Source organism: Clavibacter michiganensis subsp. tessellarius (assembly GCF_021922985.1).
In the GTDB taxonomy this organism is placed as follows: Bacteria; Actinomycetota; Actinomycetes; order Actinomycetales; family Microbacteriaceae; genus Clavibacter; species Clavibacter tessellarius.
This window is the reverse complement of sequence record NZ_CP040788.1, coordinates 1,018,601-1,045,364: the sequence shown is the minus strand read 5'-3', so window position 1 is coordinate 1,045,364 and position 26,764 is coordinate 1,018,601. Positions and strand designations below refer to the sequence as shown.

At 74.1% G+C, this 26,764-nt stretch carries 24 protein-coding genes and 1 tRNA gene; 19 read left to right on the top strand and 6 right to left on the bottom strand.

Going from position 1 to position 26,764, the window contains the following annotated elements; translation table 11 throughout:
- Positions 1 to 155 precede the first annotated feature (155 nt).
- On the top strand, positions 156 to 1,493 hold the full coding sequence (locus FGG90_RS04735) for a DnaJ domain-containing protein (RefSeq protein ID WP_094129843.1): 1,338 nt from the start codon (positions 156 to 158) through the stop codon (positions 1,491 to 1,493).
- Between the two features lie 49 nt (positions 1,494 to 1,542).
- Here FGG90_RS04735 and FGG90_RS04730 read toward each other — a convergent pair whose 3' ends face one another.
- From FGG90_RS04730 to FGG90_RS04720, 3 genes are all read right to left on the bottom strand, one after another.
- Entirely contained in the window at positions 1,543 to 2,508 is a 966-nt protein-coding gene (locus FGG90_RS04730; RefSeq protein ID WP_094129846.1) for an NAD-dependent epimerase/dehydratase family protein, read from the bottom strand.
- Positions 2,509 to 2,552: 44 nt separating this feature from the next.
- Positions 2,553 to 3,569 carry a magnesium and cobalt transport protein CorA gene (locus FGG90_RS04725; RefSeq protein WP_094129849.1) on the bottom strand — a complete coding sequence of 339 codons (1,017 nt, stop codon included), beginning with the start codon at positions 3,567 to 3,569 and terminating at the stop codon, positions 2,553 to 2,555.
- Between the two features lie 161 nt (positions 3,570 to 3,730).
- A tRNA-Leu gene (locus tag FGG90_RS04720) sits at positions 3,731 to 3,816 on the bottom strand.
- A gap of 114 nt (positions 3,817 to 3,930) precedes the next feature.
- Here FGG90_RS04720 and FGG90_RS04715 point away from each other — a divergent pair.
- The 3 genes from FGG90_RS04715 to mshC are packed head-to-tail and all read left to right on the top strand — an operon-like array spanning position 3,931 to position 7,417.
- Entirely contained in the window at positions 3,931 to 5,241 is a 1,311-nt protein-coding gene (locus tag FGG90_RS04715) for a M20/M25/M40 family metallo-hydrolase (RefSeq protein ID WP_094129852.1), read from the top strand.
- Positions 5,242 to 5,283: 42 nt separating this feature from the next.
- Entirely contained in the window at positions 5,284 to 6,102 is an 819-nt protein-coding gene (locus tag FGG90_RS04710; RefSeq protein ID WP_094129855.1) for an undecaprenyl-diphosphate phosphatase, read from the top strand.
- Positions 6,103 to 6,106: 4 nt separating this feature from the next.
- Positions 6,107 to 7,417 carry a cysteine--1-D-myo-inosityl 2-amino-2-deoxy-alpha-D-glucopyranoside ligase gene (mshC, locus tag FGG90_RS04705; RefSeq protein WP_094129858.1) on the top strand — a complete coding sequence of 437 codons (1,311 nt, stop codon included), beginning with the start codon at positions 6,107 to 6,109 and terminating at the stop codon, positions 7,415 to 7,417.
- Positions 7,418 to 7,492: 75 nt separating this feature from the next.
- On the opposite strand, the gene FGG90_RS04700 is transcribed toward mshC, so the two are convergent.
- Complete coding sequence (locus FGG90_RS04700; protein ID WP_094129861.1) at positions 7,493 to 8,452, bottom strand: PAC2 family protein; 960 nt, start codon at positions 8,450 to 8,452, stop codon at positions 7,493 to 7,495.
- Positions 8,453 to 8,533: 81 nt separating this feature from the next.
- On the opposite strand from FGG90_RS04700, the gene FGG90_RS04695 reads away from it, so the two are divergent.
- The 9 genes from FGG90_RS04695 to lnt all read left to right on the top strand — a co-directional run bounded on the left by FGG90_RS04695 (position 8,534) and on the right by lnt (position 18,966).
- Positions 8,534 to 9,229, top strand: a complete 696-nt coding sequence (locus FGG90_RS04695) for an HAD family hydrolase (RefSeq protein ID WP_094129863.1) — start codon at positions 8,534 to 8,536, stop codon at positions 9,227 to 9,229.
- Complete coding sequence (locus tag FGG90_RS04690) at positions 9,226 to 10,290, top strand: tRNA (adenine-N1)-methyltransferase (protein ID WP_094129866.1); 1,065 nt, start codon at positions 9,226 to 9,228, stop codon at positions 10,288 to 10,290. The genes FGG90_RS04695 and FGG90_RS04690 overlap by 4 nt, the downstream gene beginning before the upstream one ends.
- Positions 10,291 to 10,351: 61 nt before the next feature.
- A complete protein-coding gene (locus FGG90_RS04685; protein WP_094129869.1) occupies positions 10,352 to 11,395 on the top strand; it encodes an FKBP-type peptidyl-prolyl cis-trans isomerase in 1,044 nt (347 codons plus the stop codon).
- 46 nt (positions 11,396 to 11,441) lie between these two features.
- Positions 11,442 to 12,449, top strand: a complete 1,008-nt coding sequence (locus FGG90_RS04680) for a helix-turn-helix transcriptional regulator (RefSeq protein WP_094129872.1) — start codon at positions 11,442 to 11,444, stop codon at positions 12,447 to 12,449.
- Positions 12,446 to 13,435 (top strand): helix-turn-helix transcriptional regulator, encoded by a 990-nt coding sequence (locus FGG90_RS04675; RefSeq protein WP_094129875.1) that lies wholly within the window; start codon positions 12,446 to 12,448, stop codon positions 13,433 to 13,435. The genes FGG90_RS04680 and FGG90_RS04675 overlap by 4 nt, the downstream gene beginning before the upstream one ends.
- Positions 13,436 to 13,637: 202 nt before the next feature.
- Positions 13,638 to 13,991: a Sec-independent protein translocase subunit TatA gene (gene tatA, locus FGG90_RS04670; RefSeq protein WP_210433105.1), complete on the top strand. Its 354-nt coding sequence runs from the start codon at positions 13,638 to 13,640 to the stop codon at positions 13,989 to 13,991.
- Positions 13,992 to 14,045: 54 nt separating this feature from the next.
- Positions 14,046 to 14,798 (top strand): twin-arginine translocase subunit TatC, encoded by a 753-nt coding sequence (gene tatC / locus FGG90_RS04665; protein WP_094131496.1) that lies wholly within the window; start codon positions 14,046 to 14,048, stop codon positions 14,796 to 14,798.
- Between the two features lie 104 nt (positions 14,799 to 14,902).
- Positions 14,903 to 17,371: a DEAD/DEAH box helicase gene (locus FGG90_RS04660; RefSeq protein WP_094129878.1), complete on the top strand. Its 2,469-nt coding sequence runs from the start codon at positions 14,903 to 14,905 to the stop codon at positions 17,369 to 17,371.
- Positions 17,368 to 18,966 carry an apolipoprotein N-acyltransferase gene (gene lnt, locus FGG90_RS04655; protein ID WP_210433065.1) on the top strand — a complete coding sequence of 533 codons (1,599 nt, stop codon included), beginning with the start codon at positions 17,368 to 17,370 and terminating at the stop codon, positions 18,964 to 18,966. Before FGG90_RS04660 ends, lnt begins: the two co-directional genes overlap by 4 nt.
- Positions 18,967 to 19,055: 89 nt before the next feature.
- Here lnt and FGG90_RS04650 read toward each other — a convergent pair whose 3' ends face one another.
- Both FGG90_RS04650 and FGG90_RS04645 read right to left on the bottom strand, forming a co-directional pair.
- A complete protein-coding gene (locus tag FGG90_RS04650; protein WP_086517510.1) occupies positions 19,056 to 19,421 on the bottom strand; it encodes an RNA polymerase-binding protein RbpA in 366 nt (121 codons plus the stop codon).
- A 60-nt stretch (positions 19,422 to 19,481) separates the two neighbouring features.
- On the bottom strand, positions 19,482 to 20,303 hold the full coding sequence (locus tag FGG90_RS04645; protein ID WP_094129881.1) for a glycerophosphodiester phosphodiesterase family protein: 822 nt from the start codon (positions 20,301 to 20,303) through the stop codon (positions 19,482 to 19,484).
- Between the two features lie 190 nt (positions 20,304 to 20,493).
- On the opposite strand from FGG90_RS04645, the gene FGG90_RS04640 reads away from it, so the two are divergent.
- The 6 genes from FGG90_RS04640 to FGG90_RS04615 all read left to right on the top strand — a co-directional run bounded on the left by FGG90_RS04640 (position 20,494) and on the right by FGG90_RS04615 (position 26,706).
- Positions 20,494 to 21,273 (top strand): SDR family oxidoreductase, encoded by a 780-nt coding sequence (locus FGG90_RS04640; protein WP_094129884.1) that lies wholly within the window; start codon positions 20,494 to 20,496, stop codon positions 21,271 to 21,273.
- A gap of 59 nt (positions 21,274 to 21,332) precedes the next feature.
- Positions 21,333 to 23,417, top strand: coding sequence for a S9 family peptidase (locus FGG90_RS04635; RefSeq protein WP_094129887.1), 2,085 nt, complete (start codon positions 21,333 to 21,335; stop codon positions 23,415 to 23,417).
- A complete protein-coding gene (locus FGG90_RS04630; protein ID WP_094129890.1) occupies positions 23,414 to 23,881 on the top strand; it encodes an NUDIX hydrolase in 468 nt (155 codons plus the stop codon). Before FGG90_RS04635 ends, FGG90_RS04630 begins: the two co-directional genes overlap by 4 nt.
- Before the next feature lie 80 nt (positions 23,882 to 23,961).
- Complete coding sequence (locus FGG90_RS04625) at positions 23,962 to 24,543, top strand: TetR/AcrR family transcriptional regulator (RefSeq protein WP_094129893.1); 582 nt, start codon at positions 23,962 to 23,964, stop codon at positions 24,541 to 24,543.
- Between the two features lie 287 nt (positions 24,544 to 24,830).
- A complete protein-coding gene (locus FGG90_RS04620; protein ID WP_094129896.1) occupies positions 24,831 to 26,294 on the top strand; it encodes a DHA2 family efflux MFS transporter permease subunit in 1,464 nt (487 codons plus the stop codon).
- A 10-nt stretch (positions 26,295 to 26,304) separates the two neighbouring features.
- Positions 26,305 to 26,706, top strand: coding sequence for a hypothetical protein (locus FGG90_RS04615; protein ID WP_094129899.1), 402 nt, complete (start codon positions 26,305 to 26,307; stop codon positions 26,704 to 26,706).
- Positions 26,707 to 26,764: the final 58 nt, after the last annotated feature.

Sequence of the window (26,764 nt, the reverse complement as noted above, 5' to 3'; positions counted from 1 at the left end):
GGCGTGGCAGGTGGTATCACGCGCGCGGCGCGGGCGGGCGCGCCCGTGGTCGAGAGGTGCGCGGGGCGTGCATCCGGCGCTCGGGCGTCGCCCAGGCGACCTCGCCTACGCTCGGCATCCTGGGAGCCGCCCGACCGGCGCCCGCGAGGAGTCCCATGCCCGTCCCGTCGCGCGACGCCGACGCGTACGCCGTGCTCGGCGTGGACGCGGCCGCGTCCCAGGACGAGATCCGCCGCGCCTACCGCCGCCGCGTCCGCGCCGCCCACCCGGACATGGGCGGGAGCGCCGACGAGTTCCAGGCCGTGCGCGACGCGTTCGAGGCCGTCGGCGATCCCGAGAGCCGCGCCCGCTACGAGCGCACCCTCCGCGACGCTCCCGCCGCCCCCGAGGACGCGGGACGCGCGCACCCCGCGCACCCGGAGTCGACCGCGGGACCGGCCTGGGATCCGGCCGCGCGCCGAGGCCGCCCGGGAGCGCCCCGGCAGCGCGGTGCCGCCCGCACCCGCAGCTTCGGCCACCCCGGCGGCTTCGCCCGCCTCCGCTACCTGGCGCTCGTGCGGGAGTGGCTGGCGGATCCCGCCGAGCCCGTCGTGCCGGCGACGCCCGTCCCGCCGCGGGGCGGCCCGGCGCTGTCGCCCGAGCCCGGACCGTACGTGCGGCGGACGCGCGCCGTCGCCCCGCCCGTGCTCGCCGTGGTCCTCGCCGTCGTGCTGCTCGTCGCGGGCCTCGGGGCGATCGGCGCGCTCGCGGGCGCGGTCCTCGGCGCGAGCGCGGGCCTCGCCCTCGCCGGCCCCCTCGGCCGCGCCTGGTTCCGCTCGGAGGAGCCGCGTCGCGTCGCCGCCCGACGTCTGCAGGAGGACGTGCTCGCGCACGAGCGGGCGCTGCGCGCCTACCCCGACCTGATGGCGGCCTACAGCGACCGGCTGACGCGCCTCGAGGGGCTCCGCCGGCGCTTCGAGGCCGACGCCTACGCAGCCGACCTCGTCGCGGAGGTCCCCGAGGAGGCGGCCGCGGCCCTCCGCGCCGCCGTGGCCCAGGAGGAGACGGCGCGCGAGCTCATGGAGCTCGGGCCGTCGTACGCGTTCTGGAACAGCGTGGCCGTGCCGCGCTCGGGCGACGCCGTCGACCACCTGGTGCTCGGGCCGCAGGGGCTCGTCGCCGTCGAGTCGGTGCCCGGCGGATCCGCCGCGGCGACCGACCCCGCGGCGCGCGCCGGGGTCCTCCGGAGCCTCGACGCCCGAGCGCGCGCGCTCGCCCGGGAGATGGACGTGCCGGTGGTCGGGCTCGTGCTGTCGCTCCCCTCGGGCGTGCTCGGCGCGGCGCCGGTCGTCCTGCACGGCGCCGACGACCCGCACGCGATCCCGGCCTACGCCGTCGCGCGCACGCTGCTGGCCGACCACGTCGCCCAGGGACTGCCCGGCCTCACCGCGATGGAGCCCGAGCGCCTGCTCGCGGTCCGCACCCGGCTCGTGCTCGACGCGCGCTTCGTCTGACGTCGCGCGGCGGGAGCCGGGACGCCGGGGGCGTCGTATCCTCGCGCGCTCAGCGGGGGAGCGGCACGTCCAGCTCGCCCGACCGCACCATCCACTCGACGGCCTCGCGGGCCGCCTCCTCGCTCGTGTACCGCGGCGCGTAGCCGAGCACGTCCCGCGCCTTCTCGATGCTGGCGACGTGGCTGCGGCTGAGGTGCTCCCAGCTGGCGTCCGCGTGCTCCGGGTCCGTGCGCGCCCGGAAGCCGTCCCAGTCGAGGTGCTCGAGCTCGGGCTCGCGGCCGAACCAGGCCGCGGCGGCGTGGGCGAAACCGCGGACGGACAGGGCGCGCTCGGAGACGGCGTGGAAGCTCTCGCCCACGGCCGTCTCGCGGTTCACGACGGCCAGCTGCACCACCTGCGCGACGTCGTCGGCGTGCACGTGGTGCATGGTCTCGCTGCCGGATCCCGGCACGGCGAGGGGCGCGCCCGTGGCGAGCGCGGTCCAGACGGCGGGATCGAGGTTGCCGACGGGTGTGATGACGGGCCAGCCGCCGCCGCTGATGTGGCCGGGGTGCACCACCGTGGACGGCACGCCGCCCGACCGCGACTCGTGGATCAGGTACCGCTCGATCTCGGCCTTCCGCACGCCGTACTCGCCGAACGGCTCCTTGGGGTCGTCCTCGCGGAGGGGGAGCGCGGCGCTCAGGCCGTGGGTCCAGATGCTGCCGACGTGGACGAGGTGGCGGATGCGGCCGCGCAGCCCCTCGACGAGGTGGCGCGCCGACTCGGGCGTGAAGCACACGAGGTCGATCACGACCTCGGGCGCGAGCGCCGCGATCCGCTCGGCGAAGGTGCCGGCGGCGTCCTCGGCGTCGCGGTCCGCCGTGACGCGCTCGACGCGATCCCAGAGCGGGGACCCGCGGTAGGGCTCGCGGGTGCCGCGGCTGACGGCGACGACGTCGTGGCCGGAGTCGACGAGGCGGGGGACGAGGAAGGTCCCGATGTGGCCGGTGGCTCCGATGACGACGACGCGCATCCCGTCACCCTATCGGCGCGGCGGACGGCCGACCGGCCCGGGGATCAGATCCAGCCGCGCTTCCGGAACGCGGCGTAGAGGATGCCGCCCATCACGACCATGAGGCCGAGCGCGAGCGGGTAGCCGTAGGTCCACTTCAGCTCCGGCATGTTGGTGAAGTTCATGCCGTAGATGGTGCCGACCAGCGTGGGCGCGAAGAGGATCGCGGCCCAGGACGAGATCCGCTTGACCTGGTCGTTCTGCGCGAGGCTCGTCTCGGTGAGCCGCTTCATCTCGTCGTTCTGGCGCTGGCCCACGAGGGTCGTGTGCACCGTGAGCGCGTTCTGCAGCAGCGTGCGGAATGCGTCGGCCCGCTCGGCGACGCGGATGACGTGGTCGTGGACGTCGCGGAAGCCCCGTCGGAGCTCCAGGTCCACATCGCGCCGCTCGGCGGTGACCCGCAGGTCGTCGAGCATGGCGCCGAGGGGCGCAGTCGCGCGCTGGAAGGCGGTGACCTCGCGCATCAGGGCGTAGATGCGGCGGGAGACGTCGGGGTCGGCGCCGAAGATCTGGTCCTCGATCTCGTCCACGTCGTCCTCGAGGCCCGCGGCGACGGGGCCGTACTCGTCGACGACCTGGTCGAGGATCGCGTAGAGCACGGCGGTGGCGCCGAGCCCGAGCAGCTCGGGGTCGTCCTCCAGGCGGCGGCGGACGGCGGACAGGTCGGGCGACTCGGCGTGGCGGATGGTGACCACGAAGTCGGGGCCCACGAACACGTGCAGCTCGCCGAACTCGACGCGCTCGTCGGCGTCGACGTAGCGGGCGGGCCGGAGGACGACGAACCACGTGTCGCCGTAGCGCTCCATCTTCGAGCGCTGGTGGCCGGTGAGGGCGTCCTCGACGGCCAGCGGGTGCAGCCCGAACTCGTCCGCGACGTGGCGGAGCTCGTCGGCGTCCGGCCGGTAGAGGCCGATCCAGGCGAGGCCCCGGCGTTCGCGCAGCACCTCGAACGTCTCGTCGAGGCTCTCCGGATCCGCGGTGCGGACCCCCTGGACGTACACGGCGCTGTCGACGACGGTCATGCGATCTCGCTCTCGGGTCCGGTGGCCTCGTGCGGGCCGAGTGCGACTGTAGCCCGACGCCGGCCGAGGAGCCCGGGAACGGGCGCGCGGTCGTCGCCCGCGGCGACGAGGAGAAAGAGAGAGCCGGCCGGATCCCGAAGGATCCGACCGGCTCTCGTGTGTGTCCGAAGGGGGACTTGAACCCCCACGCCCTAATACGGGCACTAGCACCTCAAGCTAGCGCGTCTACCAATTCCGCCATCCGGACAGGATGTGCGGCCCGCCGTCTCCGGCTGCCGAGAGACGACATTAGCACGGCTCGGGAGGCCTCTCGACCACCCGCGGGCCGGACGCCCGTGCCCGGCCTCGATAGCGTGGACCCATGACCGACACGCTCCCCGACGACCTCGACGCCACCGCCCGGATCGCCCGCGACCTCATCCGGTTCGACACGACCAACCACGGCGAGGGCCGGTCGGAGGGGGAGACGGAGGCCGCCGAGTACGTCGAGCAGCACCTGCTGGACCTTGGGCTGAAGCCGGAGCTGATCGACGCGGCGCCCGGTCGCACGAGCGTCCTCGCGCGCATCCCGGGCCGCAACCGCGACAAGCCCGCGCTCGTCGTGCACGGCCACCTCGACGTCGTCCCCGCCGACCCCGCGAACTGGTCCGTCGACCCGTTCGGCGGCGTGATCAAGGACGGCATGCTCTGGGGCCGCGGCGCGGTCGACATGAAGAACATGGACGCGATGATGATCACCGCGTTGCAGGAGATCATCACCTCGGGCCGCGCACCCGAGCGCGACCTCATCATGGGCTTCTTCTCCGACGAGGAGGCCGGCGGCGTGCTCGGCTCCGCCTACGTCGTCGAGAACCGCCCCGAGTGGTTCGCCGGCGCGACCGAGGCCATCAGCGAGGTCGGCGGCTACTCGATCGACCTGGCGGGCAAGCGCGCGTACCTGCTGCAGACGGGGGAGAAGGCGCTCATCTGGATCCGCCTGGTCGCCACCGGCACCGCGGGCCATGGCTCGCAGGTCAACCGCGACAACGCCGTCACCCGGCTCGCGGGCGCGGTCGCGCGCATCGGCATGGAGGAGTGGCCCGTCCACCTCACCGACACCACGCGTCAGCTGCTCGACGAGATCGCCCGCATCGTCGGCGCCGACCCGACGCAGGTCACCCCGGACGACCTGGCGATCGCCACGGGCACGGCGTCCAAGTTCATCGCCGCGACGCTCCGCACCACCACGAACCCGACGCTCCTCGCCGCCGGCTACAAGCACAACGTGATCCCCGACACCGCCGAGGCGCTCGTCGACATCCGGGTGCTCCCGGGCGAGGAGGACCAGGTGCTCGCGCGCGTCCGCGAGCTCGCGGGCGAGGGCGTCGAGGTGCGCATCGTGCACCAGGACGTCGGCCTCGAGAACCCGTTCGACGGTCCGCTCGTCGACGCCATGGTCGCCACCCTCGGGACGCACGACCCCGACGCCGAGGTGCTGCCGTACATGCTCTCCGGGGGCACGGACAACAAGGCCCTCAGCCTCCTCGGGATCACCGGATACGGCTTCGCGCCGCTCAAGCTCCCGGCCTCGATGGACTTCCCGGCGATGTTCCACGGCGTCGACGAGCGCGTCCCGCTCGACGCACTAGTCTTCGGGAGGCAGGTCCTCCGCGACCTCCTCCTGACGTACTAGAACCGAGCCCCAGGTGGGCCACCCGACACTTGGAGCACCCGTTTGAGCTATCTCGAGGCGATCATCCTGGGCCTCGTCCAGGGCCTGACCGAGTTCCTGCCCATCTCCTCGAGCGCGCACCTCCGCATCGCCGGGCTCTTCATGGGCGGCGACCCGGGCGCCACGTTCACCGCCATCACGCAGCTCGGCACGGAGCTCGCGGTCGTGGTGTTCTTCCGCAAGCGCATCGGCAAGGTCCTGTCGGCTTGGTCCCGCTCGCTCCGCGGCGGCATGCCGAAGGGCGACCCGGACGTGCGCATGGGCTGGCTCGTCATCATCGGCACCATCCCCATCGGCATCGCGGGCTACCTCTTCCAGGACACGATCCGCAGCACCTTCCGCTCCCTCTGGATCGTCGCGATCGTGCTCATCGTGTTCGGCATCCTGCTCGGCCTCGCCGACCGGTACAGCCGCAGCGATCGCGGGGAGAAGGACATGACCTACGGGCACGGCGTGAGCATCGGCATCGCCCAGGCGCTCGCCCTCGTGCCCGGCGTCTCGCGCTCGGGCGCGACCACGACGGCGGCGCGCGCGTTCGGCTACGCCCGCCCGGTCGCGGCGGAGTACTCGTTCCTCCTCGCGGTGCCGGCGGTGTTCGGCAGCGGCCTCTACGAGCTCGTGAAGAGCTTCGACGAGACCGGGCAGGCGGGCGCCGGGCAGACCGCGGTCGCGACGCTCATCGCCTTCGTCGTCGGCCTCGCGGTCATCGCCGGCCTCATGCGCTACATCTCCACGCGCACGTTCATGCCCTTCGTCGTCTACCGCGTCGCCCTCGGCGTCGTGCTGCTCGTGCTGCTGGGCACGGGCGCGATCGCGGCCTGATCCCGTGCGCGCCTGGTCACGCCCCGCCGTCCCCGCCGTCCCGGGGGAGCCGCCCGTCCCGCACCTGCACGACACGAGCACCGGATCCGTGCGCCCCGCCGAGTGCGTGGGCGACGGCCGCGTGGGCCTCTACGTCTGCGGCATCACCCCCTACGACGCCACGCACCTCGGCCACGCGTCCACGTACCTCGCGTTCGACACGCTGCAGCGCGTGTGGCTCGACCGCGGCTACGACGTCGCCTACGTGCAGAACGTGACCGACGTCGACGACCCGCTGTTGGAGCGCGCCACGGCCACGGGCGTCGACTGGCGCGACCTCGCCGCCGAGCAGGTCGAGCTCTTCCGCACCGACATGGAGGCGCTGCGGATCCTGCCGCCCGACTCCTACGTCGGCGTCACGGAGGTCGTCGACGAGGTGGCGGCCGCGGTCGCCGAGCTCGTGCGCCGCGGCACGGCGTACCCGGTCGCGACGCCGGACGCCGCCGAGCCCGGTGCCCGGGACCTCTACTTCGACGTCGCCCGCGCGGGCGAGGACGGCCCGTGGGCCCTCGGCGACGAGAGCGGCTACGACCGCGACACCATGGCTGTGCTCTCCGCCGAGCGTGGCGGCGACCCGGACCGCCCCGGCAAGCGCGACCCGCTGGATCCGCTGCTGTGGCGCGCCGAGCGCGCGGGCGAGCCCGCGTGGGACAGCGTCGTCGGCCGCGGCCGGCCCGGCTGGCACATCGAGTGCGCGGTCATCGCCCTGCGGAAGCTCGACCGCCCGGTCACCGTTCAGGGCGGTGGCAGCGACCTGATCTTCCCGCACCACGAGATGTCCGCCGGCCATGCCTCCGCCCTCACCGGCGAGGACTTCGCGTGCGTCTACGCGCACTCCGGCATGGTCGCCTACCAGGGCGAGAAGATGAGCAAGTCGCTCGGCAACCTCGTGCTCGTGTCGCGCCTGCGGGCCGCGGGCGTGGATCCGCGCGCCATCCGCCTCGCGCTCCTCGCGCAGCACTACCGCGCCGACTGGGAGTGGACGGACGCGCTCCTGGAGGAGTCCGTCGCCCGGCTCGCCGCGTGGGACGCCTGGGCCGCCGACGCGACGCCGTCGGCCGACGCCGACGCCGACGCCGACGTCGTAGCTGGGGAGCCCGGGGAGCCCGGCGAGCTGGTGCACCTCGTCCGCGAGCGCCTGGCCGACGACCTGGACACCCCCGGCGCGCTGCTGCTGGTCGACCTCCGCGTGGCCACGGGCGTGCCCGCCGCGCCCGTCGAGGTCGAGGCCGTCGACGCGCTCCTCGGCGTGCGGCTGGGGAGCCCGGCGGCCTGACCTCCGCGACGGCCCGTGCCCGCGCGGCGCCGCGCGGGAGGAGCCGCCGGTCCCGGCCTCCGGGGCCTACGGCTCCTACGGCTCCTTCGGGTCCTTCGGCTCGCGGGGGCGCCACGGCTCGTCCGGCCGGTCGTCGCCGCGTCCGCGCGGCCCGTCGCCCCGGCGGAGGTACTTCTCGAACTCCTGCGCGATGGCCTCGCCGCTCGCCTCGGGGGAGTCGACCGTGTCGCGCGCCTGCTCGAGCTGCTGGATGTAGGACGCCATGTCCTCGTCCTCGCCCGCCAGCTGGTCGATCCCGGCCTCCCACGTGGCGGCCTCCTCGATGAGCTCGCCGCGCGGGATCACCACGTCGACCATCTCCTCGAGCTTGTCGATGAGCGCGAGCGTGGCCTTCGGCGACGGCGCGCTGTGCACGTAGTGGGGGACCGACGCCCAGAGCGAGACCGTGGGCATGCCCATCTCCTCGGCGCGCTGGGCGATGATGCTGAGGATCCCGACGGGGCCCTCGTACGTGCTCCGCTCGATGCCGAGCTCGGCGCGGACGTCCGCGTTCTCGCTCGTGGAGAAGACCGTGATCGGCCGCGTGTGCGGCACGTCGGCGAGCAGCGCGCCGAGCAGCACGACGCCCTCCACCCCGGCGGCCCGGGCGGCGTCGAGCACCTCGGCGGTGAACGCCGTCCAGTGCCGCGACGGCTCGACGCCGAGGAGGAGGTGGATGCTGCCGCCGTTGTCGCCGCTCACGCCGAGCTGCGCGTCGGCGGCGAGGTCCTGGGCGGGTCGTCGGGGGTCCTTCGGGCCGTAGAGCGTGGCGCCCGGCCACTCGAGCTCGCGGGTGCCGTCCTCGGCGAAGCCGATGGTGGGGCGGTTGAACTGGAAGTCGAAGTAGTCCTCGGGATCCACGGACGACACCGCCTCGAGGTCGAGCAGCTCCTTGAGCGCCCGGACCGCCCCGCTGGCCGCCTCGCCCGCGTCGTTCCAGCCCTCGAAGGCGACGACCAGCAGCCGTCCGCTCACGAACCTCTCGGCATCCGCCACGTGACTCCCGTCCCCGTCCGCCCGGCCGGCGGTCGTCGTACGATCCTAGGACGCGGCGGCCCCCCGATAGACTCGCTCCCCGTGATCAGCAACAGACCCGCGGCCGTCCTCTGGGACATGGACGGCACCATCGTGGACACCGAGCCCTACTGGATGGTGGCGGAGGAGGCGCTGGTCGGCTCGTTCGGCGGCACGTGGACGCACGAGGACGGGCTCCGCCTCGTCGGCAACGGACTGCCCGACTCCGCGCGCATCCTCCAGGAGGCCGGCGTCGACCTGCCCGTGGGCGAGATCATCGACCGCCTCAGCGACCGCGTGATGGAGCAGATCCTCGTCGAGGTGCCGTGGCGCCCCGGCGCGCGCGAGCTCCTGCGCGCCATCCGCGAGGCCGGCGTCCCCACCGCGCTCGTCACCATGAGCATCGGCCGCATGGCCCGCCAGGTCGCCGACGCCGTGCCCTTCGACGCGTTCGACCACGTGGTCGCCGGCGACGACGTCGCCCGCAGCAAGCCGCACCCCGAGGCGTACCTCGCCGCCGCCGACCTGCTCGGCGTCGACATCCGCGACTGCGTCGCCATCGAGGACTCGGTCCCCGGGGTCGCCTCCGCCGTGGCCGCCGGCGCCACCGTGATCGCCGTCCCGCACCACGTCCCCCTGCCCGCCGACGACGCCTACGTCCTCTGGGACACGCTCGCCGGCCGCACGCTCGCCGACGTCGAGGCCGCCCACGACGCGCGCCATGCCGTCGCCCCGACCCGCGACGAGGTGCGCGCATGACCGTCGACACCGCGGCCGCGCGCTTCAGCGGCCCCTTCCGCGCGGGCGACCGCGTGCAGCTCACCGGCCCCAAGGGCCGCCTCAACACGATCCTGCTCGAGCCCGGCAAGGTGTTCCACACCCACCGGGGCATGATCGACCACGACGACCTCATCGGCCTCCCCGACGGCAGCGTCGTCACGAACAGCGCGGGGGTCGAGTGCCTCGCGCTCCGGCCGCTCCTGTCGGACGTCGTCATGTCGATGCCCCGCGGCGCCGCGATCATCTACCCCAAGGACGCCGCCCAGATCCTCGGCCTCGCCGACGTGTTCCCGGGCGCCACGGTCGTGGAGGCGGGCGTCGGATCCGGCGCGCTCTCCATGTGGCTGCTGCGCGCCCTCGGCCCCACCGGCACGCTGCTCTCCTTCGAGCGCCGCGAGGAGTTCGCCGACGTCGCCCGCGGCAACGTCTCGAGCTACTTCGGGCACAGCCCGGAGAACTGGTCGATCACGCTCGGCGACCTCGCCGAGGCGCTGCCGACCGTCACCGAGCCGCACTCCGTCGACCGCGTCGTCCTCGACATGCTCGCCCCGTGGGAGTGCGTCGTCGCGGTCGCCGAGGCCCTCACGCCCGGCGGCGTGCTGCTCTGCTACGTGGCCACGGTCACGCAGCTGTCGCGCGTCGCCGAGGCGCTGCGCGACACGGGCCTGTTCACGAACCCCGACGCGAGCGAGACGATGATCCGCGGCTGGCACGTCGAGGGCCTCGCGGTCCGCCCCGAGCACCGGATGATCGGGCACACCGGCTTCCTCATCACCGCCCGGCGCCTCGCGCCCGGATCCGTCCTCCCGCAGCTCAAGCGCCGCGCCTCGAAGTCCGACTTCAGCGACGAGGACATGGAGGCCTGGACCCCCGGATCGCTCGGCGAGCGGCGCGTCAGCGACAAGGTCCTGCGCAAGCGCGTCCGCATCGCGGAGCACGGGGCCGAGCTGGCCGGCGCGCGCGACGCGGCCGAGGCGGACGGCGCCGCCGCTCCCGAGGTCCCGGGCGATGCGCCGGAGCCCGCCGACCCCACCGCCTAGGATGACAGGGCCGATCACGCGGGTGCGTGCCGGCCGCCCCCACCATCGAAAGAGGAGTCACGTGCGCCGTTCCGCCGCGCTCACCGTCTGCGCAGGGATCGTCCTGTCGCTCGCCGCCTGCAGCCCCTCGGGCTCCGGATCCGGTTCCGCGGCCGACTGCACGCCCCTCGGGCAGCCCGGCACCTCGTCGAGCACGGTCACCGCCACGGGCGACGTCGGCAGCGCGCCGGCGTCCGTCACGTTCCCGACCCCGCTCAAGCCCTCGGGCACCGAGGTGTCCGTCCTCGTCGAGGGCGACGGCGCGCGGGTGCAGCCGCACCAGGGCATCACCGCGGCGGCCTCCATCGTCGACGGGAAGACGGGCGAGACGCTCGCGGACTACGCCCGCGTCGCCCCGAACTCCCGCACCACCGGGTCGGACGTGTTCACCACGGCGTCGCTGCACGAGGGGCTCCCGTACCTCGAGGACGCCATGACCTGCATGCCGGTCGGCTCGCGCCTCGCCGTCACCGTGCCCGTCTCCGCCGTCTTCCCGGGCCAGGACCTCTCCTCCCGCGGGCTCGCGGCGACGGACGGCCTCGTCCTCGTCGTCGACATCACGTCCTCCTTCCCGGAGCGCGCCACCGGCGACCCGCGTCCCGCGCAGGCCGGCTTCCCCTCGGTCGTCACGACCGACGACGGCGTCCCGGGCGTCACGATCCCGCCGAGCACGCCGCCCACCGAGTACCGCGACGCGCTGCTGCGCGCGGGCGACGGCGACGAGGTGGCCGGGGGCGACGTCGTCACGATGCAGTACACGGGCGTCGTCTGGGGCACGAGCGCGTCGGCCGAGAAGCAGGCCGTCTTCGGATCCAGCTGGGCCGCCGGCGGCCCGCTCCAGGTGCCCGCCACGGCGAGCACGGGCGGCGCGTCGGCGGCGCCCTCCGCGGTGGTCGTCACCCCGGGGCTCGCCAAGGCCCTCGTGGGCAAGCACGTGGGCGACCAGGTCATCGCGGTGGTCCCGCCCGCCGACGGATTCGGCGACCAGGCGTCCGCCAAGGTCCCCGCGGGTTCCACGCTCGTCTACGTGGTGGATATCCTCGGGACGAGCAAGCCGAGCAAGTAAGCGCATCGCCACCGGCCGGGGGCTGCACCACCGTGAGGACATCCGAGTGCCCGAGTCATCCCCCCGCCCCGCCGTGCCGGTCGAGGAGCGGCTGTTCAGCCTGGTGCTGGCGCTGCTCGCCACCGAGCAGGGCCTGACCAAGAACGAGGTCCTCTCGAGCGTCCAGGGATACCGGCAGCGGTACCGGGCCGGCGGCGACAACGCGAACCTGGAGCGCCAGTTCGAGCGCGACAAGGACGACATCCGCGACCTCGGCGTGCCGCTCGAGACGGTCGAGTCCCCGGGCCAGGAGGGCAACAACCAGCTGCTCCGCTACCGGATCCCGCGGGGCGCCTACGAGCTGCCCGCCGACCTGTCGTTCACGCCGGAGGAGACGACGCTGCTCAACCTCGCGGCCATGGTGTGGCGCGAGGGGTCGCTGTCGGGGGAGTCGCGCCGCGCGCTCATCAAGCTGCGCTCGCTCGGCGTCGAGTCCGACGACCCGGTCATCGGCTACGCGCCGCGGCTCCGCACCCGCGAGGCGGCGTTCGGGCCGCTCAGCGTCGCGCTGGAGCGGCACGTGCTCGTCACGTTCGGCTACCTCAAGCCCGGCGAGCGCACCGCCCGGACCCGCACCGTCGCGCCGCTCGCGCTCGTGCAGCACCAGGGACGCTGGCACCTGCACGGCGTCGACCAGGACGCCGACGGCCCGCGCACCTTCCTGCTCTCCCGCATCGTCGACCGCGTGCGCGTGACGAGCCGCGCGTTCACCCCCGAGGGGGAGGACCACGCCGAGCGCGCCCTCGCCGACCTCGACCGGGTCTGGGCGAACGGCGTCGGCGAGGTGGCGGTCGCCCCCGGGTCCGACGCCGAGATCCGCCTCCGCCGCCGTCGCGACACCGAGGACCTCGGCGACGGGCGCCTGCGCGTGCACTACTCCGACACCAACCTGTTCGCCGATGAGGTGGCCGGCTTCGGCCCCGAGGCGCGCGTCGTCGCGCCGCCCCGGCTGCGCGACGCCGTGCGCGCCCGCCTCGCCGAGACCGCCGCCGCCCACCGGGGGGACGCATCGTGACCGACCGCGCCGCACCGCTCCAGGCGCAGGACAAGCTCGCCTTCCTGCTCGCCCTCGTGCCCTACCTCACCGACCACGGCCGGGTCGGCGTCGCCCAGGCGGCCGCGCACTTCCGGGTGCCGGCCGAGCAGATCCGCCAGGCCGTGCGCCTCATCGCGGTCTCCGGCGTGCCCGGATCCACGTCCTCGTACCAGCACGGCGACCTGTTCGACATCGCCTGGGACGACTTCGAGGACAACGACCAGATCGTGATCACCCACATGGTGGCCCTCGACGACTCGCCGCGGTTCTCCGCGCGCGAGGCGGCGGCCCTCATCGCGGGGCTCCAGTACGTGTCCTCCCAGGCCGACGCGAGCGACCTCGACCTCGTCGGACAGCTCATGGCGAAGCTGGCGCGCGGCTCCTCGGCGAGCCCCAGCCAGGTGGCCGTCGCCGCGGGAGCGGGGGACCGCACGCGCGAGGACCTCCGCCGCGCGATCGCCGACGAGCGCCGCGTCGAGTTCGACTACCGCAGCCCCCGGGGCGGCACGGAGCGCCGGGTGGTGGATCCGCTGCGCCTCGAGTCGGTCGACCAGGACTGGTACCTGCGTGGCTGGGATCTGGCGCGCGGCGCCGTCCGCACCTTCCGCCTCGACCGCCTCGACGAGCTGCTCGTCACGGATCTGCCGCCGGAGCACCGCCCCCAGGACGTGGTCCTCGGCGACACGCTGTTCGAGCCGAGCCCCGACGACCTCCGTGTGACGCTCGAGGTGGCGGAGTCCGCGCTGCCGCTCCTCGGCGACTTCGTGGGCGACGAGCGGCCCGTGCCGATCCCCGGCAGCCCGGGCCGCGTGGGCATCACGGTGCGCGTGGCGCACTACCAGGGCCTGGTCCGGCTCGTCTCGGGCATGGCCGGCGTCGTCGTGGTCACCGGGCCGCCGGAGGCGCGGGCGGCCGTCGCCGACTGGGCCGAGCGCGCCGCCGCGGCCTACGACGCGGAGGGCTGAGGGGACGCCACCCACCATGACGGGGGTCCGCTCCGAACACCTGTCACCTCGGAGCCCTCCGCGAACACCGGTAGGCGCCCGAGGCGAACTCCGCGTGAACCGCTCGCCGGCACCCTGCCGTCGCCGGGGTCGCGACGTTAGACTCGTCGCGGATCCGACAACGACTGTCCGGCCCCTCCCGACCTGAAGGAACGTGAACCACATGCTCGGAAACCTCACCGGATGGCACCTCGTGATCATCCTCGTCGTCATCGTCCTGCTCTTCGGCTCCACCAAGCTGCCGGCGCTGGCGAAGAGCGTGGGCCAGTCGATGCGCATCTTCAAGGGCGAGGTGAAGACCATGAAGGAGGAGAGCGGATCCGACCGTCGCGACGACACCCGCGACGAGAACCGCCGCCGGGACGAGGAGCGCTACCGCTCGGACGACCGCGACGCTCCTCGTGACGCAGCTCCCCGCGACTACGTGCGTCCCGCGGACGCCCGCGTCGACGAGCCCCGCTACGACGCCCCGCGCTACGACTCCCCGCGTGACGGGGACTCCCGCCCCCGCGCCTGATCCGTGAGCACCACCGAGCGGCCCCGCGCCAAGAAGCGGGACGCCGAGGGGCGCATGTCCCTCGTCCAGCACCTGCTGGAGCTGAAGAAGCGCCTGTTCATCGCGGGCGTCGCCATCATCCTGGCGATGGTGGTGGGATGGTTCCTGTCGTCGTTCGTGCTCGAGGCGCTGCGCGCGCCCATCGAGCAGATCAACGCGGAGCAGGGGCGGAACGCGAGCCTCAACTTCCCCACGATCACGTCCGCGTTCGACCTGCGGCTGCAGATCGCGCTCTACGTGGGCCTGATCATCTCGAGCCCCGTGTGGCTCTACCAGGTGTTCGCGTTCCTCGTCCCCGGCCTCACCAAGACCGAGCGCCGCTACACCTTCGGGTTCTTCTTCTCCGCGGTGCCGCTGTTCCTCGGCGGCTGCGCGGCCGGCTGGTTCGTGCTGCCGCACATCGTCGCGCTGCTCACGCAGTTCGCCGGATCGGGGGACTCGTCGTTCATCACGGCGCGCGAGTACTTCGACTTCGTCCTGAAGCTCGTGTTCGCGGTGGGCATCGCGTTCGTCCTGCCGGTGTTCCTCGTGCTGTTCAACTTCATGGGCATCCTCACCGGCAAGGCGATCATCAAGTCGTGGCGCATCGCCATCCTGCTGATCATCCTGTTCTGCGCCATCGCGACGCCCGCCGCGGACGTCATGTCGATGTTCCTGCTCGCGGTGCCGATGACGATCCTGTACCTGATCGCCGCCGGCATCTCCCTGCTCAACGACCGGCGCCGCGCGCGCCGCGCCGCGTCGCTCGCGGACGACCTGCTGCCCTGAGGCGATCGCGTCCCGCACCGCCCGACGCCCGTCCCGGAAGGGGCGGGCGTCGTCGCGTCCGCGCCCGGCCGATGCCCGGATCCGACGCCTAGACTGGCAGAATCGTGACAGACCAGCTCTCGCCCGCCGAACGCTACGCCGCCTCCCGGAGCCGCCGCGGCCTCCCGCTCCTGGAGCAGTTCGCCAGCGGGCTGCGCTTCGACCTCGACCCGTTCCAGCGCGCCGCCGCCGCGTCCCTCGAGAACGGGCGCAGCGTCCTCGTCGCCGCGCCCACCGGGGCGGGCAAGACCGTGGTCGCCGAGTTCGCGGTGTACCTGGCGATGCAGCGGCCGAGCGCCAAGATCTTCTACACGGCGCCGATGAAGGCGCTCAGCAACCAGAAGTACGCCGAGCTCGTCGCCGAGTACGGGCCCGACGAGGTGGGGCTCCTCACCGGCGACACGAACGTGAACAGCCGCGCGCGCATCGTCGTCATGACGACCGAGGTGCTGCGCAACATGCTCTACGCGGACTCCGACCTCCTCCGCGACCTCGCCTTCGTGATCATGGACGAGGTGCACTACCTCGCCGACCGCTTCCGCGGGGCCGTGTGGGAGGAGGTCATCATCCACCTGCCGCAGAGCGTGCGCATGATCTCGCTGAGCGCCACCGTCTCCAACGCGGAGGAGTTCGGCGACTGGCTGCAGGCCGTCCGCGGCGAGACGGACGTCATCGTCTCCGAGGACCGACCCGTGCCGCTCGAGCAGCACGTCATCGTGCGCCACCGGATGGTCGACCTCTTCGACTCCTCGGGCCTCGCGGCCACGCACCGGGTGAACCCGGAGCTCGTCCGGATGACGCACGGCGGCGGCCGCGAGTCCGCCCGCGTGCGCGGCGGGCAGGGCCAGGCCCGCGGCCGCGGGGGAGCGGGCGGCGCCGGTCGGCGCGCTCCGGGCCCCTGGGAGCGCGGGCGCATGGACCGGCCCGAGGTGGTCGCCCTCCTCGAGGAGCGGAACCTCCTGCCCGCCATCTTCTTCATCTTCAGCCGCGCCGGCTGCGACGCCGCGGTCAAGCAGGTGCTCCGGGCGGGCGTCCGGCTCACGCATGCGGACGAGCGCGACGAGATCCGCGCCGTCGTGGAGGAGCGCTGCCGCACGCTCCGCGACGAGGACCTCGCCGTCCTCGGCTACTGGGAGTGGCTCGAGGGTCTCGAGCGCGGCGTCGCGGCCCACCACGCCGGCATGCTCCCGGCCTTCAAGGAGGTCGTCGAGGAGCTGTTCCAGCGCAAGCTCGTGAAGGCCGTCTTCGCGACGGAGACGCTCGCCCTCGGGATCAACATGCCCGCGCGCACGGTCGTGCTCGAGCAGCTGGAGAAGTTCAACGGCGAGGCGCGCGTGCCGCTCACGCCGGGGGAGTACACGCAGCTCACGGGGCGCGCCGGGCGTCGCGGCATCGACGTCGAGGGCCACGCGGTCATCCAGTGGAAGGACGGTCTCGACCCGCAGGCCGTCGCCTCCCTCGCCTCCCGCCGCACCTACCCGCTCAACTCCAGCTTCCGACCCACGTACAACATGGCCGTCAACCTCATCGACCAGTTCGGCCGCGAGCGCACGCGCGAGGTGCTCGAGTCGTCCTTCGCCCAGTTCCAGGCCGACCGCGCCGTCGTCGACCTGGCGCGCAAGGTCCGCACGCAGGAGGAGTCGCTCGCTGGCTACGAGAAGGCGATGGCCTGCCACCTCGGCGACTTCCGCGAGTACTCGGGCCTCCGCCGCGAGCTCAGCGACCTCGAGCGCGCCACCGCGGTGCGCGCCGACACGCAGCAGCCCGGCCAGCACGGCGAACGCGACAAGCGCCAGCGCCAGCTCGCCGACCTCCGCCGCCGCATGAAGGCGCACCCCTGCCACGCGTGCAAGGACCGCGAGTCGCACGCGCGCTGGGCGGAGCGCTGGTGGCGCCTCAAGCGGCAGACGGATGCCCTCGGCCAGCAGATCCGCACGCGCACCAACGCCGTCGCGAAGGTCTTCGACCGGGTCACCGAGCTGCTCCTCTCCCTCGGCTACCTCAAGCGCGCCGCCGACGGGCAGGTCGCGCCGACCCCGAACGGGCGCATGCTCAAGCGCATCTACGGCGACCGCGACCTCCTGGTCGCCGAGTGCCTGCGCACGCAGGTGTGGGTGGACCTCGATCCGGCCGGGCTCGCCGCCATGGCCGCGTCGCTCGTCTACCAGCCGCGTCGCGACGAGGGCGACCGCAACGACCGGAACCTGCCGCGGGGCGCGTTCCGGCCGGCGCTCGAGCGCACCGAGGAGATCTGGTCGCGGCTCGACGACGTCGAGCGCGAGCGCCGCCTGCCGACGACCGAGCCGCTGTCGACCGGCCTGTGCGCGCCCATGCACCGCTGGGCGCGCGGCGGCAGCCTCGACGCCGTGCTCGACGAGGCCGACCTCGCCGCGGGCGACTTCGTCCGCTGGACCAAGCAGACCATCGACCTCCTCGACCAGCTGTCGATCGTCGCCGACGGCCCCGTCTCCCGCAACGCGCGCACGGCCCTCGACAGCATCCGGCGCGGCATCGTCGCGTACTCGTCGGTGTGACCGCGCTCGCCCGCGCGCCCCGGCGGGAGCGCCCCCTGCCCGCGCCGTCGGCCGGGCTCGCGCCCGTCGAGCCGACCCGTCCGCCGCTGCCGCTGTGGGGTGCGCTCCTCGCCGCCGCCGCGTCCGGACCCGTCCTGGACGCGGCGTTCCCCGACCGCGGGCTGTGGCCCCTCGTCTTCCCGGGCATCGCCCTCGTGCTCCTCGCGCTGCGGGGTCGGCGGGCCGGGCCGGCGTCCCTGATCGGGCTCGTGGCCGGCCTCGCCTTCTACCTCACGCACATCGAGTGGGCGTCCCTGTACCTCGGCCCCGTGCCGTGGATCGCCCTCTCGGCCCTGGAGTCCCTGTTCGTCGCGGCGGGTGCGGCGGTCATCGCGACCGCGTACCGCTGGATCCCGCGGGCGTTCCCCACGGTCGCCGGCCGGGTCGTCCTCCTGCCCGTCGCCGTCGCGGGCCTCTGGACGGCACGCGAGGCGATCTCCGCGGTGTGGCCGTACGGCGGCTTCGCCTGGGGGAGGGTGGCGCTGTCCCAGTCCGAGAGCCCGTTCGCGCACCTCGTCACCTGGCTCGGCCTGTCCGGCCTGTCCTTCGTGCTCGTGCTCCTCGTGGCCCTGCTGCTCGAGCTGGCGGCCGAGGAGCGCGTGCGCCGCTCGGCCCGCGCGCTCGTGGCGGGGATCGCGGTCGCGCTGGTGCTCGTCGTCCCCGCCTTCCCCGTGGCGACCACGGGGACCACCCGGGTCGCCGCCGTGCAGGGGAACGCGAAGGCCGGCTACTTCGACGGCGCGCGCTACGGCGACATCCTGCGCGCGCACCTCCAGGCGACGGAGGCGATCCCGTCCGACGCGGGCGTGGACATGGTCGTCTGGCCCGAGAACGCGGCCGACGCGGATCCGCTCCGGGACGCGGGGTCGGCCGCGGCGCTCGACCGCGTGGTGGCGCGGCTCGGCGCGCCGCTCGTCGTGGGCACCGTCACGGAGCGCGACGGCCGCTTCTACAACGAGTCGATCGTGTGGACCGGGGGACGGGCGACCGACCACTACGACAAGAAGCACCCGGTCCCGTTCGGCGAGTACGTCCCCGACCGCGCGTTCTGGGAGCCGTTCGCCCCCGACCTCATCGGCCTCATCCAGCGGGAGTACACGCCGGGCACCACCGACCAGGTCATGGACGTCGCCGGCGTCACCGCGGGCATCGCCATCTGCTTCGACATCGTCGACGACCAGCTGACCACCGACATGGTGCACGAGGGCGCGGGCCTCATCCTCGCGCAGTCCAACAACGCCGACTTCGGCCGGACCGACGAGAGCGTCCAGCAGCTGGCCATCGCGCGCATGCGCGCGCTCGAGACCGGCCGCAGCGTCGTCAACATCTCCACCGTCGGGACGAGCGCGATCGTCGGACCGGACGGCCGCGACCTCGACCGCCTGCCCTGGTTCACCGCCGGGTCGATGGTGGTGGACGTGCCGACCGCGGACGTCGTGACGCCCGCGATCCTCGTCGGCCGCGACATCGAGTGGTTCGTGTCGGGCCTCGGCCTCGGGGCCCTCGCGGTGGCCGGGCTGGCGCTCGGCCGCCGCGGGCGGCGCGCGGCCCGCTGACCCGGGCGGCGGCGCGGGCCCCCCCGGACGCACGAGAGCCCCCGGCCGCAGCCGGGGGCTCTCGTGACGCGTCGCGATCGGAGGCGGGGTCAGGCGCCGATGCGATGCTGTCCGCGCCGTGCGCGGAGGACGGCGAGGCGCTCCTCGAGGAGCTCCTCGAGCTCGGCGCGCGTGCGGCGCTCGAGCAGCATGTCCCAGTGGCTCCGGGGGATCTTCGCCTCGACCTCGTCGTGGGCGACGGGCGCGCCCTCGGCGTCGAGGAGGCGTCCCTCCTGGCCGCTCTTCGGCGACTCCCACACCTCGGGGACCTCGGCGTCCGCCGAGAACACGACCTCGAACGTGGTGCCGTCGGCCGTGCGATAGGTCTTCCTCTGCCGGGGGGAGAAGCTCACGCCCTCCTCGCTCTGCAGGCTCGTGGAACCGAGCCGCATCCCGCGCAAGCTGCGATCTGCCATGGTGGTCTCCTCTCGCGATGCACTCCCCGTTGTAAACCGCGCGGCTGTGAGGATCCTTTCTCAGGGCAGCCGGTTCCCAGGCGAATCCCAGTCGTGGGTTCGGAGTTCGGCGATGGCGAGCTCGGGCCGGTCGGTGACGATGCCGTGGACCCCCGCGCTGACCAGGCGGATCACCTCCGCCGGGTCGTCGATCGTCCACACGTGCACCTCGCGGACCGCGCGGGACAGTCGGCGGACCATCACGGGGGACGTGGTGCGGATCCCCAGGACACGACGCGGCATCTGCACGGCGTCGACGCGGCCGAGGGCCGTGCGGACGACGGGGGCGAGCCCGATCCGCGCACCGAGCACCGCGACGACGAGGCGGCCGGCGTCGGCCGACGTCGCGACCCCCGGGAGGAGCGCGACCGCGCGTCGGCGCCGCGACCCCGAGAACGAGGTCACCAGCACGCGCCCCACGGCATCGGCGTCGCGCACCTCGCGCGCCACCGCCGCGGGCGCCGACCGGCCCTTCACGTCGACGTTGACGCGCGCGGACGGCAGCGCGCGGAGCAGCTCCGCCAGGGTCGTCACGCGGGCGCCCGACCCGAGGTCGATCGCGCGCAGCTCGGCGAGGGTCATGTCCTCGACGCGGCGCCGGTCGCCCGTCAGCCGACGCAGGTCGGCGTCGTGCCAGAGCACGCACGCGCCGTCGGCGGTGGCGCGCGCGTCCGTCTCGAGGTGCGTGACCCCGGCGTCCCACGCGGCGCGGAAGGCGCCCAGGGTGTTCTCGACGGTGCCCTGCCGGATCCCGCCGCGGTGGGCGAGCACGCGGGGGAGCGCGTCGTCGAGGTAGCGGACGGGGCGCGCGTCGTCGGGAGCGTCGTCGGGGCGGTGCGCCATGGTCCGTGCCTCCCCCTCGTGGCCTGCTCCGAACCTAGACCCGGGCGCGACCTCGACCCGGGCGCGCGGGGCCGTTGGTAGGCTCTCAGGCGCCGTCGGCGTGGTGCCCAGCCCGCCCGTCGGAGTCCCGGCAGCAGCCGGAAGACCCGTCGCGCGCCCGCGGGTGCGCACCCCCGAGGAGGAGACCCCTGTGAGCACCGTCGACGAGATCCGCCCGTTCGCCCCCGACGAGCTGCGCGGTCGCCGCGCCCTGGTCACCGGCTCGTCCCGCGGCATCGGCGCCGACACCGTGGCCTACCTCGCCGGCGCCGGCGCGGACGTGGTCGTCAACTACCGCAACAAGGCCGCGCGCGCCGAGAAGCTCGTCGCGAAGCTCGCGGAGGGCGGCACGAAGGCCGTCGCGGTCGGGGCCGACCTCACGGACCCGGCGTCCGTGGACGCGCTGATGGACACCATCCGCACCGAGCTCGGCGGGCTCGACGTGCTCGTGCTCAACGCGTCCGGCGGCATGGAGAGCGGCATGGCCGAGGACTACGCCATGACCCTCAACCGCGACGCGCAGCTGAACGTGCTCCGGAGCGCCCTCCCGCTGCTGTCCGACGGGGGCCGCGTGGTGTTCGTCACCAGCCACCAGGCCCACTTCATCCGCACCACCGAGACGATGCCCGAGTACGAGGCCGTCGCCCGCAGCAAGCGCGCGGGGGAGGACGCCCTCCGCGAGCTCATCCCCGAGCTCGACGCCCGCGACATCGGCTTCGTCGTCGTCTCGGGCGACATGATCGAGGGCACCATCACGGCCACGCTCCTCAGCCGCATGAACCCCGAGGCGATCCAGGAGCGCAAGGAGGCCTCGGGCGGCCTCTACAACGTCTCGCAGTTCGCGGCCGAGGTCGCGCGCGCGGTCGTCGACCCCATCCCGGCGGACCACCTGCGCCTCGTGGGCGACACGAGCAGCTTCCGCCCCGAGTGACGCCCGGCGGCGTCGGCCCGGCCGGCCGCGGCTGACCGGCCCGGGCTAGGCTCGGGGCGATGAAGACCACGGATCTCGACCTCCTCCTGTCCGTCTCCCGCCCCGCCGTCTCGCCCGACGGCCGCCGTGCCGTCGCGTCCGTGACGCGGCCGCGGGTGCACGCCGACGCGTACACCGGACAGCTGTGGGAGGTGGCGACGGACGGATCCGCGCCGCCCCGCCGCATCACGCGCGGCTTCCGCGACACGGCCCCGCGCCTCTCGCCGGACGGCGCCGTGCTGGCGTTCCTGCGCGCGGAGCCGAAGGGGCCGCCGCAGCTGCACGTGGTCCGCGCCTCCGGGGGCGAGCCCGTCGCCGTCACGGACGAGCTGCTCGGGGTCGGCACGTACGACTGGTCGCCGGACGGCACGCGCATCGTGTACGCGGCGCGGGTCGCCGAGCCCGGCCGGTACGGCAGCGTCGAGGGCGTCCCCGCCGCCGCCGAGCCGGCCCGGCGCATCACGACCACCAAGTACCTCGCCAACGGCCTCGGCTGGTCGACCGACCGGCACGTGCAGCTGCACCTCGTGGAGGTCCCGGACCTCGAGGCCGAGCCGTTCGCGGCGGCGGCGCCCTCGGGGTACCCGGACGCCGCGGATCCGGCCCTGCGCGGCCAGGGCGCGGACGCCTCGCCGTCCGCCGCCGAGCGCGCCGGGGTGCCGCCGGTCATCCGGCTCACCGACGAGCCCGTGGACCACGGCTCCCCGCGCTTCTCGGCCGACGGCACCGAGGTCCTCTTCGTGGCCTCGCGGCACGCGGGCCGCGACGACGACCTGCTCGCGGGCGCCTACGCCGTGCGGGTCCCCGCACCAGGCGAGACGCCCTCCGGCGTCCCCGAGGTGCGCACGGTCGTCTCGCACGAGGCCGGGCTCGGCGTCGGCGAGGCGGTCGCCGTGGACGGCGGGCGCGTCTACCTGCTCGCCCAGGAGCTGGGGGAGAGCGGCGTCGACTTCGTCGCCCGCAACACCTCCCTGTACGTGCTCGACGCGGCCGACGCCGCCCCGCGCGTCCTCACCGACGCGGAGACGGTCGACCTCGGCCGCAGCGACATCACCGTGCTCGACCGCGACGCCGTGCTCGTCCTCAACGCCTCGCGCGGCACCGTGCAGCTGCTGCGCGTCACCGCGGACGGCGCGGTCGAGGCCCTCGTCGACGACCAGGTGGAGGTCACCGGGGTTGGCGTCGGGGGAGGGGCGATCGTGGTCTCCCTGACCGACCCGCGCACCCACGGCGACCTCGCGCTCGTGCGCGACGACCGCGCCCCCGAGGCGGGCTCCGCCCTCGTCCCGCTCACCGACTTCTCCGCGTCCCTCCGCGAGCGCGGGATCCGGCCGCTGCACGAGCTCGTCGTCGAGGGCCGGGACGGGTACCCGGTGCACGGCTGGGTCGTGCTGCCGGAGGGGGAGGGGCCGCATCCGGTGCTCCTCGTGATCCACGGCGGGCCCTACGCCGCCTACGGGGTGCACCTCTTCGACGAGGCGCAGGTGTACGCCGACGCGGGGTACGCGGTGCTGCTCTGCAACCCGCGCGGCGCGGCCGGATACGGCCAGGAGCACGGCCGCGTCATCAAGGAGCGCATGGGCACGGTCGACATGCACGACGTGCTCGACTTCCTCGACGGCGCCGTCGCCGTGCACGACTCCATCGACGGATCGCGCGCCGGCATCATGGGCGGCTCGTACGGCGGCTACCTCACCGCGTGGACCATCGCGCACGAGCACCGCTTCCAGGGCGCGATCGTCGAGCGCGGCTTCCTCGACCCGGAGCTCTTCACCGGCACCTCCGACATCGGCACGTTCTTCGGCGAGGAGTACACGGGCCACGACGAGGGGACGCGTCGCGCGCAGAGCCCGCAGGCGTTCGCCCACCAGGTGCGGACGCCCACGTTCGTCGTCCACTCGGAGGACGACCTCCGCTGCCCGCTGTCGCAGGCCGAGCGGTACCACCTGGCGCTCGTGCGCGCCGGCGTCGAGACCGAGATGCTCGTCTTCCCGGGCGAGGACCACGAGCTGAGCCGGTCCGGGCGGCCGCGGCACCGCGTGCAGCGCTTCGAGGCGATCCTCGAGTGGTGGGCGCGGCACCTGCCGGTCGGCGACGGCCGATGACCGCCGACGGGGTCGTGCGGCACGTCCGCGACACCGCGCGGATCCTGCTGGTGGACGAGCGCGACCGGCTGCTGCTGTTCCTCACGAACTACTCCGTGGTCGTCGACCTGCCGCCGCGCTGGCTGACGCCCGGCGGCGGCATCGACCCGGGCGAGACGCCGGCGGTCGCGGCGCGCCGGGAGCTCTTCGAGGAGACCGGGCTCCGCGTGGAGTCCGTCGGCGAGCCGGTGTGGGAGCACGACTACGCGCGTCCGCGCATCGACGGCGGCCTCGACGTCGGCCACTCGACCTTCTACCTCGTGCGCGCGGACGCGTTCACGCCGGTGTCGGACAACTGGATGCCCGACGAGTTCGACGACATCCACGCCCACCGCTGGTTCGCGCTCGACGAGCTCGCGGCCAGCGTCGACCCGATCGAGCCGGCGGAGCTCGTCGACGTCGCGCGCGCGGCCCTGGCCGGCTGACGCGGCGGCGCGCGATCGGCCGCGCGTCACACCGGATCCGCTCGATTGACATCACCGGGTGCACATGGGAAGGTCAGGCGATGTCCACCTCCGACGACCGGCGACCCGATGCCCGGAGTCGCCTGGTGGCCGCGGCCCGCGACGAGCTGGTGGAGCGCGGCGTCTCCGGCATCAGCGTCCGGAGCATCGCGCGGCGCGCCAAGGTCACGCACGCGGCGCCCCAGTACTTCTTCGGCGACCGCGCGGGGCTCCTGACGGCCATCGCGGCGCAGGGCTTCATCGAGCTGTCCGAGGAGCTGGCGAAGGCCGAGGCGGCCTCGGGCTCCCGGCTCGGCGTCCTCGGCCGCGTCTACCTGCGCTTCGGCCTCGACAACCCCGCGCTGTTCGAGCTGATGTTCCGGCCCGACCAGCTGCACCCGGACGACCCGGACCTCCGGGCGGCGCAGGCCCAGAGCATCAGCTTCCTCTCCGCCGCCGCGACGTCCGCCGGCGACGAGCCGGAGGAGATGCGGGCGCCCGTCCTGGCGCTCGTGAGCTGGGCCTTCGCGCACGGGCTCGTAGCGCTGATCCGCGACGGCGCGCTGCAGCGGATGGCGACGGACGGCGACATCGAGCGGCTGGCCGACTCGATGGTCGACGCCTTCGAGCTCGCGGCGTCCTGACCGGCTGAGGGCCCGAGGGCCCCGGTGACCCGGCGCCGTGCCGTCCTGGTCGGACCGCCTCCGTCGTGCCCTCCGGCCCGTGGGGCGCGACGCCGTCGGGGGCGCGTTCGCGTTCGCATCCGCATCGCATCCCCGGGCCCGCGTCCCCGCGCCCGCGCCCACGGCCGGGCGAGGGCGGTGCGCGTGCACGCATGATGACGTCCCGGCGAATGTCGCTTGACACTGTCCAGCGACACGTAGACAGTGCTACTATCGACGCGATACCGACCCCTACGGATTGGAAGCACGTGTCCCGCGAATCCCCCGAACGTCCGCCGCACGGAGCCGTCCTCGCCGTCGTCGCCGCGTCCCTGCCGATGTTCATGGCGGCCCTCGACAGCCTCGTCATGACCTTCGCCCTGCCCATCATCAAGGTGGACCTCGACGCCTCCGTCGAGCAGCTCCAGTGGTTCGTGAACGCCTACAGCATCGTCTTCACGGCGCTGATGCTCCCCGTCGCCGCGCTCGGGGACCTGATCGGGCGCCGCCGCGTGTTCCTCGGCGGCGTCGTGCTCTTCACCGCCGCGTCGATCGCCGCCGCGCTCGCCTCCAGCTCCGAGATGCTGATCGCGGCACGGGCCGTCCAGGGGCTGGGCGCCGCCGGCATCGTCCCCCTGTCGCTCGCGCTCGTCTCCGCGTCGACCACGGCGAAGGCCCGGCCCATCGCCATCGGCGTCTGGGGCGGCGTGAACGGCCTCGGGATCGCGGCGGGTCCCATCATCGGCGGCGCGGTCGTCGAGGGCTTCACCTGGCCGGGCATCTTCTGGCTCAACGTGCCGATCGGCGTCGTGACGGTGGCGCTCGTGCTCGTGGCGCTGCGGGAGTCCACGGGGCGGAAGCTCCGGTTCGACGTGCTCGGCTCGGTCCTCGGCATCGTCGTGACGCTGCCGCTGATCTGGGCGGTCGTCGAGGGCGAGCGCCGCGGCTGGACGGACTGGCGCATCCTCGCGGCCTTCGCCCTCTCGGCCGTCGGGCTCGCGGCCTTCATCCTCCACGAGCACCGCAGCCCGCACGCGTTCCTGCCGCTCCGGTTCTTCCGCGAGCGCGCCTTCGCGCTGGCGAACTTCGGCGGCCTCCTGTTCAGCGCGGGCGTGTTCGGCGCGATCTTCCTCCTCAGCCAGTTCCTGCAGGTGTCGATGGGGTACGGGGCCCTCGAGGCCGGACTGCGCGCCGCCCCCTGGACGCTCGCGCCGATGGTCGTGGCGCCCCTCAGCGGCTTCATCGTGCAGCGCCTCGGCGTGAAGCCCGTGCTCATCACGGGGCTCGCCCTCCAGGCCGCCGCCATCCTCGTGATCGCCCTGCGGATCGAGGCGCGGACGGAGTACGCGGACGTCGTGCTGCCGATGGTGGCCGCGGGCATCGGCATGGGCCTGACGTTCGCGCCCCTCGCCAGCGCCGTCCTCACCGGCCGCGTCGAGTCCGAGCAGGGCATCGCCTCGAGCGTGAACAGCACGCTGCGGCAGCTCGGCATGGCCGTGGGCATCGCCCTGGCGACGGCGATCTTCGTCGGCAGCGGCGACTACCTGCCCGGCCAGCCGTTCGTCGACGGCATGCGGCCGGCGCTCCTGACCTGCGCGGCCATCACGGCCGCCGGCGCGGTCGCCATGATCGGCCTGCCGCGCCGCGCGACGGCTGCGGACGCCGGCCCCCGCGCATCCGCGTCCGCTTCCGTCCCGTCCCCCGAGCCCGCGACCGCGGGCCGATCCCTCTAGGAGGAACAGCATGGTGCAGCTCAGATGGTCGGCCGGCCCGGCCGCGGGATCGGCGACGGGCGAGGTCGTGGTGATGGCGTCGAGGTTCGAGCTCACGGGTCTCCGCGCGGTGCCCGGGTTCTTCGCCGACTCCATCGCCTCCTGGCGGCAGTCGCGGCGCGCTCCGGGGTGCGTCGGCGTCGCGCTCGAGGCGCTGCCGCTCCGGCGGACGTTCTGGACCCTGTCCGCGTGGGAGTCCGAGGAGGCCATCCAGGAGTACGCGCGGACCTCGCCGCACAGCGGGGCGGCCCGCCGGCAGAGGGTGAGCATGGCCTCGAGCGTGTTCGTGTTCTGGCGGGAGTCCGCCGAGCTCCTGCCCGTGGACTGGAGCGAGGCGCGCAGCCGGGTCGCGGCGAGGTCCGCCGAGGGCTGACGCGTCGTCGCCGGTCCGTCGCGGACGGCGGGTGACGACGAGGAGGGGCGCAGGGGCG

Coding starts and splice junctions, on each gene's coding strand:
- FGG90_RS04690 (WP_094129866.1), top strand. CDS start 9,226: ATGACCGTCGACACCGCGGCCGCGCGCTTCAGCGGCCCCTTCCGCGCG.
- FGG90_RS04630 (WP_094129890.1), top strand. CDS start 23,414: ATGACCGCCGACGGGGTCGTGCGGCACGTCCGCGACACCGCGCGGATC.
- tatA (WP_210433105.1), top strand. CDS start 13,638: ATGCTCGGAAACCTCACCGGATGGCACCTCGTGATCATCCTCGTCGTC.
- FGG90_RS04625 (WP_094129893.1), top strand. CDS start 23,962: ATGTCCACCTCCGACGACCGGCGACCCGATGCCCGGAGTCGCCTGGTG.
- FGG90_RS04730 (WP_094129846.1), bottom strand. CDS start 2,508: ATGCGCGTCGTCGTCATCGGAGCCACCGGCCACATCGGGACCTTCCTC.
- tatC (WP_094131496.1), top strand. CDS start 14,046: ATGTCCCTCGTCCAGCACCTGCTGGAGCTGAAGAAGCGCCTGTTCATC.
- FGG90_RS04645 (WP_094129881.1), bottom strand. CDS start 20,303: ATGGCGCACCGCCCCGACGACGCTCCCGACGACGCGCGCCCCGTCCGC.
- FGG90_RS04615 (WP_094129899.1), top strand. CDS start 26,305: ATGGTGCAGCTCAGATGGTCGGCCGGCCCGGCCGCGGGATCGGCGACG.
- FGG90_RS04735 (WP_094129843.1), top strand. CDS start 156: ATGCCCGTCCCGTCGCGCGACGCCGACGCGTACGCCGTGCTCGGCGTG.
- FGG90_RS04725 (WP_094129849.1), bottom strand. CDS start 3,569: ATGACCGTCGTCGACAGCGCCGTGTACGTCCAGGGGGTCCGCACCGCG.
- FGG90_RS04715 (WP_094129852.1), top strand. CDS start 3,931: ATGACCGACACGCTCCCCGACGACCTCGACGCCACCGCCCGGATCGCC.
- FGG90_RS04650 (WP_086517510.1), bottom strand. CDS start 19,421: ATGGCAGATCGCAGCTTGCGCGGGATGCGGCTCGGTTCCACGAGCCTG.
- FGG90_RS04635 (WP_094129887.1), top strand. CDS start 21,333: ATGAAGACCACGGATCTCGACCTCCTCCTGTCCGTCTCCCGCCCCGCC.